Origin of the sequence: Paraburkholderia oxyphila NBRC 105797, from assembly GCF_000685075.1 — a bacterium.
In the GTDB taxonomy this organism is placed as follows: Bacteria; Pseudomonadota; Gammaproteobacteria; order Burkholderiales; family Burkholderiaceae; genus Paraburkholderia; species Paraburkholderia oxyphila.
This window is the reverse complement of record NZ_BAYD01000076.1, coordinates 34,624-48,279: the sequence shown is the minus strand read 5'-3', so window position 1 is coordinate 48,279 and position 13,656 is coordinate 34,624. Positions and strand designations below refer to the sequence as shown.

Here is a 13,656-nt window from a genome sequence, read left to right as displayed (position 1 = left end):
CGCGAAAACAAGTCAAGGCCAACGCCTTAAGAATCCCACACCGTTTTCAAACGGGGACCTTAGATAGTCACGAGATTGACAATAGAAAGCGGCCCAAACGGAATCTGAAACAGCCGTCCGCCCGTTTCAAGCGACCCGAGGTCAATGCTAGCCAGCCCCAACTGCGCAATCAGCTTGCCAACCTGCGCCTTGGCATCAGCATCATCACCCGCAAGGAAAAAAACGCGCTGCCCATTAGGCACCTGAAGACTATCAAACACCTGCGCATTCAGATGATTGAACGCCTTCACGACACGCGCGCCGGGCGCCCAGTCAGAGAACACCACACTCGACGACCGCCCGCCGATATCCGCGGGCTTGATCCCAAGCGCTGCAAACGGATTGGCCGGATCCCCAGCATCGTCCGAATCCGGATCGAGATGCACGAGCGGATTGTTACTGTCGATCACAATCCGGCCATCCCAGTCGGGAAGCCCGCCAAGCGCATCCTTTATCGCGTCCCACGGCACCGCCACCAGCACGATATCGGCCTGAGCCGCTTCGGCCACCGTGACGGCCCTGATGGAGGGCCCCAACTCGTCAGTCAATGCCTTCAGCGATTCCGGGCCGCGACTGTTGGCAATCACCGCGGGGATATTCTTGCTGGCCAGCGCGCGAGCAAAGCCGCCGCCGATGTTGCCCGATCCAATGATACCGATGCTCATACAAATCTCCAGAAAATCTGTCACCGACACAGTGACATTTGTGGGTAAAAAAAGCACTACTACAACGTAATGCCGAACTGACCGAGCCGCGCAACCTCTCGTGCGATATCGGCCACGCTCACCTTGTCCAACTCGTCTTCAAGCGCCCGACGCGCGCGATCCAGCGATGGCTGCATCGCGGCGAGGATGTTGCCGCCAATCGGGCAGTCGGCGCTGGGCGGACTCCGGTGCAAGGAAAAAAGCGCTGGGTCCTCCACTGCGAGATACACGTCCAGCAATCTGATCTCTTTCGCGGGCCTCGCCAGCAGCGCGCCGCCGCCCGCGCCGAGCTGCGCGGTCGTGAGCCGTGCATCGCTCAAGCGTTGCAGCAGTGCGCGGATCACGACCGCGCTGGTGCTGGCGCTATGCGCCAGATCTTCGGAGCGCAGGGGCTTGCCGCCGCTTGCCGCCATGGCGGCAAGCGTGTGAACGGCGACAGCGAAGCGCGTGCTGGTGGGCATGATGATTGGCGAATCAAGCGATCGAGATGGCCGCGCCGCTGGCCTAGAACGGATAGGGCGTCTGTGCGCTGCGCGAATTGATCCAGATGACGTCGCTGAAATCGGCCAGGCTGTCCGGGCCAGTGCGGCCCCAGCCGCTGTCGCGCACGCCACCCATCGGCGCATGGATCTCGTCGTTGACCGTCGCCGTATTCACGTTGACGATCCCGCACTGGATCTTGGGAGCGAGCTCGAACGCGCGGTACGTATCGCCAGCCAGAATCGAGGAGGACAGCCCATACATGGTGCGGTTGGCGGCTGCCACGGCTTCCTCGGGCGTGTCCACCGCCTCGACCACGACCACGGGCCCGAAGGTTTCCTCCTGCGCGACCAGCGCATCGGCGGGCACATCGGTCAGAATCGTCGGTTCGTAGACCTGACCTTCGTGGCGGCCGCCGGTGCGCACGACAGCACCCTTGGCGACGGCGTCCTTGATACGGTCATCAACGAGCTTGACGGCGGCGGGCGTCACCAGCGGTCCGATGATGGTGGCCGGATTCTGCGGATCACCCTTGGTGAGGGTCCGGGTTCGGGCCACGAATCGCGTCACGAACTCGTCGTAAATCTTGCGCTGGACAATGATGTGGCGCGTATTCAGGCAAATCTGCCCCTGATGGAAGAACGAGCCGAATGTGGCCGTGCGGACCGCATAGTCGAGATCGACATCGTCGAGCACGATCATCGGGTTGTAGCCGCCGAGCTCCAGCACGGTGCGCTTGAGCGTGCGGCCCGCGCGCTCCGCAAGCATGCGCGCCGTCTTTACGCCGCCGATCAGGTTGATGACCCGCACATCGGGGTTATCGAAGAACTCGTCTGCGATTTCGCCTGCCGCGCCCGGTGCGTGGGACACGACGTTGATCACGCCTTCAGGGAAGCCCGCTTCGTGCGCAATCTCGGCCAGCATCAGGCCGGCCGAGACGGGCGCGAGTTCGGAGGGCTTCACCACGACGGTATTGCCCGCGCCGATCGGCGAGATGACCGCGCGCCAGGAAAGAATGTTGGCGCCGTTCCATGGCGTGAAGCTCGTTACCACACCCAGCGGGCGGCGCACCGCGATGGAATGCGCGCCGGGCTGGTTCGTCGCCAGCACCTGGCCCGCCGGCTGGTACATCCAGCCGGCCGCTTGTTCGAGCGTTGCGGCCACGAGGTCCTGCTGGAAGTTGGCGAACGAAATCGTGCTGCCGGTTTCGCGGGCGAGCGCGTCGGCAATCTCGCTGCGGCGGCGCTTGACGATCTCCGCCGCCTTCAGGAACAGGCGCGCTCGCTCGGCCGGCGGCGTGCTGGACCACGCCGGAAATGCCTCGGCAGCGGCTTGTACCGCAACACGGGCTTCCGGGCGGCCACCCGCGGCAACCTGCGCGAACGGTTTGCGGCTATAGGGTTCCAGTACCTCGAAGGTTTGTGCATCCTGGGCTTCGAGCCATTTCCCGCCCGCATAGTACTTGTAAGTTGGTGTTGTACTCATTTCGGAATCCTGATTGGGGTGGTGGGTCCACGCAAGCGCAGGTGAAGATGCGGCCGCTCTGGCCGAAGCGTGGAGTTACGCGTCACAACGCAATACTATGTCGGCCGCGATCATGCGCACATCTCCTGTACGACAACGTAACGTTGCACGCGATAGAACGATGAGTGCGATCCGGCGGCCAGCACAGCAGTGCGCAAAAGCGTTGAAATCACTGGCCTTTGACGCTTCGATGTGGTTCGTCACGCGTCTGCCATGTAGCGCTTACTTACCGTTATCCATACGCGAAATATATTCCACGGAAGATTGTAAGGGAGTCAGTTCGCGCGAGGGGAGGTGACGGCATAGCCGGCAGCTTGCGATGGGTGAAGATTACGGAAGTATTTATCCGTGAAAAGGCGCGCCATGTATGAGTATTTCGCCACTGGGGTAACTCCCTGGAATCGCCTTGGTTGACGCATAAGATGTCATGGATGTATCTTCCTTAGAAGATGATTTGTGCGTAGCGGTCTGCTGGAACTGGGCGGGCGAGTCGAGCGTGCGTGTTCTTGCGAGCGCGATCCCAGGGCTGTGAATGTTTGAGTGGACGAGCTATACGAATTTCTCCAGCGCATGCTGGCGAACAGGCTTCGGAGTGCAGCACCATCTTTCTATGTAATTAGTACGTCAAAATAAATACTACGGTAATTTTCCGAAAAATAAGGGATGTTTCTGGTAATCGCGGGCACCGTGACCCACGCTGTACGAACAACTGCGTCGGGCAGAGGGCTTCTGATCTTCTGCCGGACAGGTGGTGTTTGACTTGTACTTAACTAGAATCGATATATCGGAGACGACTGGAGATGGTAAAGACGGAATGGTTCGCCAAGCGCAATATCGCAGTCGGTATGACGATGGTGCTTTTCGCAGGCGTGGCTCACGCGCAAAGCAACGTGACGTTGTATGGTCTGCTCGATTCGGGCTTGTTGTACACGAGCAAAACCTTGAATAGCGCCACCGGACAGAATGCCGGGAAACAAATTTCTCTTATCGACTCTGGATCTGCGCCGTCTCAGTTCGGTCTGCAGGGCACTGAGGACCTCGGAGGCGGTCTGAAGGCGGAGTTCAAGCTTGAGAGCGGCATCAGCGTTGCAAACGGGGGCTTCGGCATTTCGAACGGGAATTTATTCGGCCGCCAGGCCTACGTTGGCTTGAAGAGCGATCTGGGCGAAGTGAAGGCGGGCTTGCAGCTTTCGCCGTTTTTTCTTGCTGCATATAGACTCGATCCTCGCGGTATGTCTACCTTCGGCAGCAGCGCCATTATCTACGTCGACAACGTAGCGGCTACGGGGGTGTTCAATTCAAACGCCGTATCGTACACGAGCCCCGTCATATACGGGTTTCAGGGTAGCGTACTGTACGCGCTTGGCGGCGAGGCCGGCAATTTCGCGGCTGGCCGGCAATACTCGGCGGATCTGCACTACGACAATGGCACGCTGTTGATCGATGCGGCTTTCTACAACGGAAATTCGGGTGGTGCGGCGCAAACGCCCATTCCAACCACCGTGGACTTCTTCGGCCGCACGCTGGGGGCCTCGTATAAATTCGGCTCGCTGACCGTCAAGGCATCGTTCGCCAGCTACAAGGTTTCGGGGTCGTTCAGCAGCAACGTGTACGGTGGCGGCGCTGACTACTATATTACGCCGACGATCGATGTGAACGGGGGCGTGTGGTACACGACCGATCGCAATGATTCGTCGAATCACTCCATTCTGGGCGCGGTGGGCGGACAATATCTCCTGTCCAGACAGACATCGGTTTACGCCCAGGTTGGCATTGTGAACAACCACGGGAAAATGGACACGGGTTTGTCCATCGATGGAGCGCTTTACGGCACCACGGGCACGACGGTAGGCACGGTCGTCGGCATTCGCCACCTGTTCTAATGTGCTCAGTCCGCGCGTCGCGTATTTTTGGCGCGTGACTTCGGTGCTGCCTGATCGGGTTCTTCGAGTCCGGGCAGCACATGTTCTTCCATCAATGCGAGCGCGCGCAGGCAAAACGCATTGCCTGCGGCACGCTCCTCCTCCGAAAAGTGCGCCATGGCCGGTGCGATCGACGATTCTTCGGCGAGCCGCACGACCGCCTTCTCGACGAGATCGAGGCCCTTCCTGGTCAGATGCACAATGAACCCGCCGCCGTGGCTGGGATCGGGTTGCCGCTCCACGAGACCGAGGCCGGTCAGGCGATCGATCTTCTTGGTGATCGCGCCCGAGGTCACGAGCAGCGCGCGGTACAGGTCGGTGGGGCGCTTCGCATACGGATGGCCGCTGCGGCGCAAGGCGAGCAGCACCCGCATGTCCGAGCCGCTGATACCCGCCATGCGCTGGCACATCTTGTCGAAGGCCTGCTCGACGAGTGTGCCGAGCCCCATGAAATAGATCGCGAGCAGGAAGTTCGAAAGATCGAGATCGCTATGTTCGCGCTGCCATTGCAGCGTGATGAATTCGATCTGGCTGCTCCCGGGGAGACCCGGCTTTCTCACGGATTCCGTTTGTGCCGGCAAGGTTTTCTTGCTGGTGCGGGTGCGTGCGGGCTGCTTGGGAACGGCGCTGCTCATCTCGATGGTTTCCTTGCCATTTCATGCGTTTTTCTTGAGCTCGACTGGCGCGGGCCAGCCGCCAGTACGGCCGTTCACTATTGTACGTAAATTTCCCGGCGCCAAATCATGACGCGGGTCCGTGAGGGACGGGAGCGAAGGAAAGGGTATTGGCGGAGGGCGTGTGGCGGGCGCGGCATGTCCATATAAAGCAGGGAAGCCGGCCTGGGCCGGCTTCCCTCGCAAAGCTTTGCTGTCGATCGGCTTCAGGGTGTCGGTGTCGCGGACGGTGCGAACGTCAGCTTGGGCACCGCGGCAAGCACGCCGATACCGCCGTCGACGTTGACGATTTCGCCGGCCATGTGGGCGCTGAGGTCCGAGCTCAGAAACAGCAGGTGGCCCGCGATGTCCGCAGGCGAGGCGGCACGCCCGAGGGGGATCGCTTCGTCGATGGTTGCCCACGTGGCCTCGCTCAGGCGCTGCACCAGCCGCGGCGTGCGCACGAAGCCCGGTGAAACCGCGTTGATGCGCACGTCGTGGCGCGCGTACTCTGCGCCCGCGCAGCGCACGAAATGGTGCAACGCGGCCTTCGAGCTGGCGTAGGCGACCTCGTTCGGCACGCAGCGTTCACCGGCCAGCGAGCCGACGAACGTGAAGGTGCCGCCGCCGTCGGCCTTCATCATCTCACCGCCGATCTGCACGGCGAGGTACGCATGGCGCAGCACGATGTCGAACTGCTGGGCCCAGGAGTCGTCGTCGACTGCCGAAAGCGGCTTGATGCCCGCAACGCCGATGATGTCGACCACGCCGTGCACGCGTCCGAACTGTCGGCGCGCCGTATCGAATATGCGCTCCATGTCGGCGCGCGACGTTGCGTCGGCCACGCAGGCGATCCCGCCCACGGCTTCGGCAATGTTGCGGGCAAGCTGCGGGTCCTTGTCGACGCACAGTACGCGGGCACCGGCTTGAGCGAGCGCATGGGCGGTCTGTTCGCCGATGCCCTGGCCGGCGCCCAGCAGCACGAACCCCCGGCCATCGAGCCGCAAGAGGGACAGGTAGTCGGGCGCGTCGTGGCGCGTGGAATGACTGGTCATGGTGTGGCTCCTCAGGCTGTTGCCGGCTGGCGGTGCGAAGGCAGCAGATCCTGCCAGGACTCGTTTTCGTCGAGCTGCCTGTCGCAAGCGCTTACGCCGCGCAGGTCGAGGCCGAGCGCCGCCGGTTGACGGTTTTCCGCTACGCGCCGAATCGACTCGAGGAGCACGCGGCGCACGCGCACGACGGCCTGGTCGGCGGGCACGAGGTGCTCGCGCGAACGGTCGTAGAGGGGCCCCTGGGAGAGCCCGATCGTGGCATCTTCAACCTCTACGCCGCGCAATCCGGTCCAGTTCTCCTTCATCAGCTCGCGGTTCTGGCCGAACGTATCCGCCCAGCTGGCCGTGAAGGTGCAGCTCTTGCGATCGTAGTAGCGCGAGTCATTCAGTCCCAGCAGTTCGATGATCTTCTCTTCGGTGATCGGCGCATCGCCATGCACGACGATGTAGGTGCTCGTGTGCATGTCGTCCTCGGGCACCTCGAGTACGGTGAACAGGAATGCCGGGGCGGGGATGATGCGGCCATAAGGCACGATGAACGGCACCACGCGCGCATTGCGGATCTTCGGATCGTCGGTCTTGCGCAAGGCAACGTAGTGGAAGCCGAACGCCGTCTCCTCGATCTTGAGCGTCGGCTCCATGTCGTTGGAAGCGAGCGCGGCGGGATTGACCACGTCCGGGTTGCGCGTGAACTCGTTGTCCTTCCAGCCGGGGCGCGCCATGTTGGTGTGCAGCACGCCTACATGCGAGCTGTCTTCGCCACCCTCGACGAGCTGCAAGTAGTTACAGGCGACGTTGATGCGCAGGACCACGCGGTGCTGCGGCCTGGCGTCCATGAACGCGTACCGCGAGAACGGCGGAACCTGCTCGGCGGGGCCCACGTAGGTCCACACGATGCCGCCTTCCTCGCGCACGGGAAAGGCGGGCGCCTTCAGGCGCTGTGCATACTTCGGGTCAGCATGATTCGGCGTTTCCATCACGCTGCCGGAGGCGCTGAACTTCCACCCGTGATAGAGGCAGCGGATGCCGCCTTCTTCGACGCGTCCCAGCGCCAGCGACGCGCCACGGTGCATGCACAGCTCTTCCAGAAAACCGACCTGGCCTTCGGTGTCCCGGAAGGCGACATAGTTCTCGCCGAGCAGGCGCACGCGCAGCGGCGCGCAGTCCGGGTGGGGCAGCTGGGCGGACGTGCACACCGGGTGCCAGAAGCGTCGCATCAAGGCGCCGCCCGGCGTTCCCGGGCCGACACGGCAAAGCAGCTCATTGTCTTCGCGATTCAACATGCAGGACTCCTTGTCAGTATTCGGTTATTGGCTGCGTTCTGTACGTGCGCCTTGGGCCGAGACGATCCGGTGGTGCGGTACCAGGCTACGCCAGTCCTGGTCCTGACCGATCTCCGCGGAGATGCCGATGGCGCGGCCCGACGCCGCGCGCAGCGCCGGGATCTCGCGTTGATCGCGAGCGGCCCGTGCGCAGGCCAGCAGGCTGCGATGCAGGCGGCTGATCGCGATATCCGCGGGGCACAGCAGTTCCTGCGAGCGGTCGCGGATCGCGCCGCTCGACACGCTGCACGCGGCGTCTTCTTGCGTGATGCTGTCGAAGCCGGTGAAGTGGCCGCCGCGCTGCTTTGCGCGGTCCTGGCCAAAGGCGTTGGCAAGCGACATCGCGGCCGGCGAGTCGCAGGTATCCGCCGTCATGCCGTACTTGCGCAAGGTTGGCTCGTCGAGGCCGACGAACAGCAATTGCTCGCTGCGCAGCGGCTCTTCGCCAACGCGCTTTTCGGCATCCCACCAGACGTGATACAGGTTGCAGCGCTCGTCGTTCACCGGAACGATCGCGAGCCAGATATCGCCGTTCGCATTGGCGATGAAGCAGGGTGCGGCGAACGCCGTGACCCGCGCGATGCGCGTGCCGCCGGTCTGGCGGATGGCGACATAGTGGAAGCCGAAGTCCGTTTCGTCGGCTTCGATTTTCGGCGCCGCGTCGAACTGCATATGCGAGGTCTTTTTCGCATAGTCGAGATCGGAGTCATTGGTCCTCGCCAGTGCGGAGCTGTGCAGCACGGTCAAATGCGAGGAGTCGACGAGACCTTCCATCACCTGGACGAAATTGGCGTTGATGACCGCGCACGCGTTGATGCGATGCGCGTCCGGCTGGTCCATGAACGCCCAGTGCGGGAAGGGCGGCGCGTCGCCATGCGGGCCCAGATATGCCCATACGAGGCCACCCGCCTCGCGCACCGGATAGGTGCGGCCCTTGATGCGCTCCTTGAATTTCGGGTCTTCTACATTCGGTGTTTCCAGTACCTTGCCGTCCACGGCAAACTTCCAGCCGTGGTAGATGCAGCGCAGGCCATCGCCCTCCGAGCGGGCCAGCTGCATCGAGGCGCCGCGGTGCAGGCAGCCTTCCGCAAAGAGGCCTGGCCGGCCTTGCTCGTCGCGCCACACCACGAAGCGCTCGCCCATCAGCTCGACCGTTTGCGGGTCGCCGTTCGCCTCGGGCATGTCGGTGGACTGGATCACCGGCAGCCAGAAGCGGCGCATCGCATCGCCCATGGGTGTCCCTGCTCCAATCCGGCACATTAATTCGTTATCCTGCCTGCTTAGCATTTTCGACTCCTCGCTAGAGTATTTGGCGATGATTGACCGGCGATCAGAGATCGAGCACGAGCCGGGAGGTCTTGGCACGTGAGCAGCACGGCAGGAAGCAATCGTTGCGTGCGCGTTCGTCGTCGGTCAGATAGAGGTCACGATGGTCCGGCACGCCGGCCAGCACCTTCGTCATGCAGGTGCCGCAGACGCCCTGCTCGCAGGACAGCGGCAGATCGAAGCCCGCATCGAGCAAGGCGTGCGCGACGCTTTGGCCGGCGGCGACCGCGATCACCTGGCCACTGCTGTGGAGCTCGATTTCGAAGCGCTCGTCCCCCGAGGTTTCGATGGGCGCCGCCGCGAAATATTCGCGATGCAGGTGGCCTTCGTCCCAGCCGAGTTCGCGTGCGGTCTGCAGGATGGTGTCCATGAAGCCGGTGGGGCCGCACACGTACAGATGCCGGTCGGCAGACGGTGCGCCTATCGCGGCTCGCGCATCGAGTTGCTGCTCGGCCGGGCCGTCGTCCATGTGCACATGCACTTGCGCCTGCACGCCGTCGGGCGACGCGATCTGCTGCAGGCGATCGATCAGCGCCATGCGCGGCAGCGAGCGCCCGCAGTAGTGCAGCTCGAAAGGCCGGTTCTCGCGCGCGAGTTGCTGGGCCATGCTGAGGATCGGTGTAATGCCGATGCCGCCCGCAAACAGGATCGATCGGTCAGGACCGCTCTGCAGCGCGAAGTGATTGCGCGGGACGCTGATCGAGAGCGTGTCGCCCTCCAGCACGCGTTCGTGGAACGCGACCGAGCCGCCACGAGACCTGGCATCGCGCAGCACACCGATGCGGTAGCGCGGCGTGTCGCCCGGCAGGTCGTACAAAGAATACTGACGCACCAGGCCGCCGGGCAGATGCACGTCGATGTGCGCACCGGCTTCGAAGTCGGGCAACGGTGTGTCCGAGACAGGGGTGAATTCGTAGCCGAGAATATCTTCGGCCAGCGGCGTCCTGGCCGAGACCCGGACCTGCAACGTATCGCTTACGGGGGATTTGACCGTTTCCATGAGAGCGTCCAGATAAAAGAGGGGCATGTCAGGCGGCAAGGTCCAGGCGGCGCCGGATGACCACGGGCGCCGCCCCGAGTTCTTGCTGAACCAGCCAGCGTGCGAGGCCCTGGTCCATGACACGCACGTGCTCGGGAAACCAGTCTGCGAGCGCCTTCGCGAAGGCGCGCACGACGTGGGTTTGCCCTTGCGCGAGTGCCTCGCGAACTTCGTCGACTGAGCGGAGCACGGCGGCGTGCTCATCGATATGGCAGCCGGCCGATCCATAAGCGCTCACAAGCATGGCGTCGTCCTCTTCGCCGAAGTGCCGGTTTGCGTGCTCGGCGAAAGTCTCGAGTGCCGCCGCGATGCCGTCGTCTCCAACGGTGAGCAACGCATTGACGCACGCAACAAACTCGTGATGCGTCTCGTCCATCGACCGATGGCCGAGCGCGTAGTCGTCGTCCCAGACGAAGCGGGGCACCGCTGACTTCTGCGCTTCAGCCGGTTTCGGTTCAGACGGGGACGCGCTGATCGTCCCGTGATCTTCCAGTGGTTTCATTTGTCAACGCACGCCTGTCCTGTCAAACACGTTTTCTTAAACATCTTCTCAGGAAGATATATTAACGAGCCTGACGATGTCGAGGTAGGGGAAACGCTGATGGGTAAACGGGGAACGGAGTGTCATTGAACGATACATCAGTCCAATATCACTTCCAGGGAAGGCAAGTGCAGCGTGGCTGTGTGCGAACGACGGGCGCGCGCATGATCGCGGCGCCATCCAGCAGGCTCATGGAGTCAAGGGGCGGTGCTGTCCCAACGCGGAGCGAGTCCGGGGGGATCGACGATCCGGCTGTTCGCCGTCGCCAGCGCGTGTATGGCCGCCATGTCCGCGCTGTCCAGCTCGAAGTCGAACACAGCAAGGTTCCCCGCGAGCCGATCGACGCGGGTGGTTCTCGAAAGCGCAACCGTACCGCGTTGTTGCACTAGCCATCGCAAGACAATTTGGGCGATGGTTTTGTCGTAGCGGGCCGCAATTCGCTCGAGCGCTGGCTCCTTGAAGACACGGCCAACAGCCATGCCGCAATACGCGGTTACGGCAAGCCCTGCCTGCAGGGTACTTTCGACGAGTAAGGACTGGTTCAGGTACGGATGATATTCGAACTGGTTCGTCACAAGCGGGGCTGCGGAGAGCCGGATCGCTTCGGTCATCAGGGCGCGGTTGAAATTGCTGACGCCGATATGCCGGACCTTGCCCGCGCGCACGACCGTGTTGAGTCCCTCGATCTGTTCGGGCAGCGGCACGTCCGATCCCGGCCAGTGCAGCAGGAGCAGGTCGACATAGTCGGTCCTTAGCTTTCGCAGGCTCTCGTCGACCGATGCTTCGAAGTGCTGACTGCCGTAGTGGCTCACCCAGACCTTGGTCGTCAGAAAGAGATCGCGTCTTGGAATGCCGGACGCGGCAATACAGTCGCCAATCTCGCCTTCGTTACGGTAGATTTGTGCGGTGTCGATATGACGGAAACCGGCGCGCAGGGCCTCGGGTACCACCCGGTAGATGTCTGCGCCACTCATTCCGTAAGTGCCGTAGCCAATGGACGGAATGGCCGCGTTACTGACATGGACGTCTGGCACGGGGGGGGCTTCGCGATTGTTCAGGGCCATGCGGTCTCTGTACTTTGATGAGGCGGTTAAAGGGAATGATGGAGGCATCGAGACGTGCTATTTGATGCGCCCAATACGACGCAGCTCTGCCCCAATCTCCATGATGCGGTCTTCCCCCGCGCGCAACGCCTGCGCCGTGGTATGGACCGAGTAATAGCCGAGCACGAGCTTGTGCGCATGCGCGACGGCAGAGCCGAGAACGAACTCCGAATCCCCATCTGCCGTGATGACCAGACGCTCTTCGGATTCTTCAAAGACCACGAGCTCGTTGGCGATGCGTTCGTCGCCGATATTCAGTGCGCCGCGTTGAACACTGAGCCAGGCGACGTTGTGCCCCGGTGGCGGGGTGTACTGCCAGCGGGTCCCCGCCGCTAGCCGCACGAGCAGGTAATTGATGCCTGGCGGCGCGGCAATCGGGCTTTCGACATTGCCATAAGACCCCAGCACGACGCTGGCCGGTCCGATGCGAGGGACTTCGTTCGCGGACAAATACTGGCTATGGGGAACGCCCAGTTCGAGCCCGGGCGGCAACGCGACCCACAGCTGATAGCCGCGCCCACGCCCGTCGCCGGTTGCGCGGCCGTCATGCCATACGCCCGACCCGGCGTTCATCCACTCGACGCCGCCGACCGGCAGAATCCCTGAAGCGCCTGTCGTGTCTTCATACTCGACCTCGCCTTCCAGCAGCACGGTCGTCGTCGCAATGCCGGAATGAGGGTGCATGGCAAACCGCATATCGGATGCTGCCGAGTTATCGAAGTGATCAAGAAACACAAAGGGCTTCAGCATCTCGCCGAGATCGGACGGGCTGACGAGCCGCGTGATGGGACCGTGCTGGCGGCCAGCGGTCCGCGCAACAATCGTTCTTTGCAATGAGGCCAGTGACAGGTCCGTTGCGGAATGTTCGGAATACATGATGAGCCGGCATCCTCGATTCGTGATGGCATAAGGCAAGGTTACGCGACGGCGTTTTCGCAAAGAAGCCTGTATTCCTCGATGCAACCCATCGCCACGGGCGATACATCTGGGCCCGGATATCCCCGGATCGAGATTGAATGGGGGTTCACGGGAATTGAGTTCAACATTAATGAATGACATAATTTATGTTGAATTATCCGAGGCTGCGCCCTCGGGCGCCAATATGGCGGCCGTCCGTGCGAACGCGGTGCGGCGTTTTTCGCGACTTCGATATGACTGAACAATGGACAATGTGACTGCGAGACGCGGCATCCAGTCCGTCGAGATTGCGTTCCGGATCTTGACGGCGTTGCAGACGAGTGTGCGGGCACTGCCGCTCAAGGAGATTGCCGCGCTCTCCGAACTCTCGCCAAGCGCGACGAGCAACTACATGATCAGCCTCGTGCGGACCGGGCTGGTTGCGGCGGACGAGAAACCCGGGTGCTACAAGCTCGGGCCGGCGTCGCTCGCCTTGGGCATGAGCGCCATCAATCAGCTCGATGGATTCGACATCGTGCGGCGGGAGGTCATCGCGCTGCGCGACGCAACACGCAGTGGCGCGGCCGTGACCGCCTGGGCCGAGGACGGGCCGGTCAGTCTCTTCAAGCAGGAAGGGGACGCGCGCAGCATGCTCGAGCTGAGAACGGGCCTGATCCCGCTTGTCACGACGGCCGCGGGCAAGTTGTTCATTGCGTGCCTTCAACCTGCCCGCACGGAGGCGCTCATCAGCCGCGAACTCACGGCGCAACAGCCGTTGACGCCCGCTTCGCTGCGCGAAGAAGCGCTTGCCGAATTGCGCGCCCATGGCTTCACATCCATTCATCGCGCGGACCTCGGCTATGTGTCCGTCGCCGCGCCCATTTGGGACAGGGACGCGGAGCTTCGATTCGCGATCAGTCTCATTGGCACCTCCGCCACACTGGACACGGACGCGCAGAGCGACGCGGTCAAGGCACTGCTCGATTGCGCGAATCGGGCTACGGTTGCGCTGGGCGGAAAGGTCGCCCGCTAAATCAGCTAGCGGCCGGGCATG

General features: G+C 62.5%; 13 protein-coding genes. 2 read left to right on the top strand and 11 right to left on the bottom strand.

Going from position 1 to position 13,656, the window contains the following annotated elements:
- Positions 1–59: 59 nt before the first annotated feature.
- The 3 genes from BO1_RS34200 to BO1_RS34190 are packed head-to-tail and all read right to left on the bottom strand — an operon-like array spanning position 60 to position 2,708.
- Positions 60–704 (bottom strand): NADPH-dependent F420 reductase, encoded by a 645-nt coding sequence (locus BO1_RS34200; RefSeq protein ID WP_028221415.1) that lies wholly within the window; start codon positions 702–704, stop codon positions 60–62.
- A gap of 59 nt (positions 705–763) precedes the next feature.
- On the bottom strand, positions 764–1,204 hold the full coding sequence (locus BO1_RS34195) for an Rrf2 family transcriptional regulator (protein WP_028221414.1): 441 nt from the start codon (positions 1,202–1,204) through the stop codon (positions 764–766).
- 43 nt (positions 1,205–1,247) lie between these two features.
- A complete protein-coding gene (locus tag BO1_RS34190) occupies positions 1,248–2,708 on the bottom strand; it encodes an aldehyde dehydrogenase family protein (protein WP_028221413.1) in 1,461 nt (486 codons plus the stop codon).
- Positions 2,709–3,592: 884 nt separating this feature from the next.
- On the opposite strand from BO1_RS34190, the gene BO1_RS34185 reads away from it, so the two are divergent.
- Positions 3,593–4,630 carry a porin gene (locus BO1_RS34185; RefSeq protein WP_043287745.1) on the top strand — a complete coding sequence of 346 codons (1,038 nt, stop codon included), beginning with the start codon at positions 3,593–3,595 and terminating at the stop codon, positions 4,628–4,630.
- A gap of 5 nt (positions 4,631–4,635) precedes the next feature.
- Here the strand turns inward: BO1_RS34185 and BO1_RS34180 are convergent, their stop codons facing one another.
- The 8 genes from BO1_RS34180 to BO1_RS34145 all read right to left on the bottom strand — a co-directional run bounded on the left by BO1_RS34180 (position 4,636) and on the right by BO1_RS34145 (position 12,581).
- A complete protein-coding gene (locus tag BO1_RS34180; RefSeq protein ID WP_084688418.1) occupies positions 4,636–5,304 on the bottom strand; it encodes a MarR family winged helix-turn-helix transcriptional regulator in 669 nt (222 codons plus the stop codon).
- A gap of 245 nt (positions 5,305–5,549) precedes the next feature.
- The gene (locus BO1_RS53890) at positions 5,550–6,377 is read right to left on the bottom strand and encodes an SDR family NAD(P)-dependent oxidoreductase (protein ID WP_043287728.1); all 828 of its coding nucleotides are present in this window, start codon (positions 6,375–6,377) and stop codon (positions 5,550–5,552) included.
- 11 nt (positions 6,378–6,388) lie between these two features.
- Positions 6,389–7,657 (bottom strand): Rieske 2Fe-2S domain-containing protein, encoded by a 1,269-nt coding sequence (locus tag BO1_RS34170; RefSeq protein WP_028221410.1) that lies wholly within the window; start codon positions 7,655–7,657, stop codon positions 6,389–6,391.
- Between the two features lie 24 nt (positions 7,658–7,681).
- Positions 7,682–8,929 (bottom strand): Rieske 2Fe-2S domain-containing protein, encoded by a 1,248-nt coding sequence (locus tag BO1_RS34165; RefSeq protein ID WP_245643973.1) that lies wholly within the window; start codon positions 8,927–8,929, stop codon positions 7,682–7,684.
- 97 nt (positions 8,930–9,026) lie between these two features.
- Positions 9,027–10,022 carry a PDR/VanB family oxidoreductase gene (locus BO1_RS34160; protein ID WP_028221408.1) on the bottom strand — a complete coding sequence of 332 codons (996 nt, stop codon included), beginning with the start codon at positions 10,020–10,022 and terminating at the stop codon, positions 9,027–9,029.
- A gap of 28 nt (positions 10,023–10,050) precedes the next feature.
- Positions 10,051–10,563 carry a bacteriohemerythrin gene (locus BO1_RS34155; RefSeq protein ID WP_084688416.1) on the bottom strand — a complete coding sequence of 171 codons (513 nt, stop codon included), beginning with the start codon at positions 10,561–10,563 and terminating at the stop codon, positions 10,051–10,053.
- A 236-nt stretch (positions 10,564–10,799) separates the two neighbouring features.
- Positions 10,800–11,666 (bottom strand): aldo/keto reductase, encoded by an 867-nt coding sequence (locus BO1_RS34150; protein ID WP_156992546.1) that lies wholly within the window; start codon positions 11,664–11,666, stop codon positions 10,800–10,802.
- A 57-nt stretch (positions 11,667–11,723) separates the two neighbouring features.
- Entirely contained in the window at positions 11,724–12,581 is an 858-nt protein-coding gene (locus BO1_RS34145; protein ID WP_043287725.1) for a pirin family protein, read from the bottom strand.
- A 286-nt stretch (positions 12,582–12,867) separates the two neighbouring features.
- Between BO1_RS34145 and BO1_RS34140 the strand changes: the two genes are divergently transcribed.
- The gene (locus BO1_RS34140; protein WP_028221404.1) at positions 12,868–13,635 is read left to right on the top strand and encodes an IclR family transcriptional regulator; all 768 of its coding nucleotides are present in this window, start codon (positions 12,868–12,870) and stop codon (positions 13,633–13,635) included.
- The last annotated feature ends 21 nt before the right edge of the window (positions 13,636–13,656 follow it).

Excerpts from the sequence above, each read along its gene's own strand:
- BO1_RS34180 (WP_084688418.1), bottom strand. The coding sequence starts at position 5,304 with ATGAGCAGCGCCGTTCCCAAGCAGCCCGCACGCACCCGCACCAGCAAG.
- BO1_RS34140 (WP_028221404.1), top strand. The coding sequence starts at position 12,868 with ATGGACAATGTGACTGCGAGACGCGGCATCCAGTCCGTCGAGATTGCG.
- BO1_RS34200 (WP_028221415.1), bottom strand. The coding sequence starts at position 704 with ATGAGCATCGGTATCATTGGATCGGGCAACATCGGCGGCGGCTTTGCT.
- BO1_RS34165 (WP_245643973.1), bottom strand. The coding sequence starts at position 8,929 with ATGGGCGATGCGATGCGCCGCTTCTGGCTGCCGGTGATCCAGTCCACC.
- BO1_RS34190 (WP_028221413.1), bottom strand. The coding sequence starts at position 2,708 with ATGAGTACAACACCAACTTACAAGTACTATGCGGGCGGGAAATGGCTC.
- BO1_RS34145 (WP_043287725.1), bottom strand. The coding sequence starts at position 12,581 with ATGTATTCCGAACATTCCGCAACGGACCTGTCACTGGCCTCATTGCAA.
- BO1_RS34170 (WP_028221410.1), bottom strand. The coding sequence starts at position 7,657 with ATGTTGAATCGCGAAGACAATGAGCTGCTTTGCCGTGTCGGCCCGGGA.
- BO1_RS34185 (WP_043287745.1), top strand. The coding sequence starts at position 3,593 with ATGACGATGGTGCTTTTCGCAGGCGTGGCTCACGCGCAAAGCAACGTG.
- BO1_RS53890 (WP_043287728.1), bottom strand. The coding sequence starts at position 6,377 with ATGACCAGTCATTCCACGCGCCACGACGCGCCCGACTACCTGTCCCTC.
- BO1_RS34150 (WP_156992546.1), bottom strand. The coding sequence starts at position 11,666 with ATGGCCCTGAACAATCGCGAAGCCCCCCCCGTGCCAGACGTCCATGTC.
- BO1_RS34195 (WP_028221414.1), bottom strand. The coding sequence starts at position 1,204 with ATGCCCACCAGCACGCGCTTCGCTGTCGCCGTTCACACGCTTGCCGCC.
- BO1_RS34160 (WP_028221408.1), bottom strand. The coding sequence starts at position 10,022 with ATGGAAACGGTCAAATCCCCCGTAAGCGATACGTTGCAGGTCCGGGTC.
- BO1_RS34155 (WP_084688416.1), bottom strand. The coding sequence starts at position 10,563 with ATGAAACCACTGGAAGATCACGGGACGATCAGCGCGTCCCCGTCTGAA.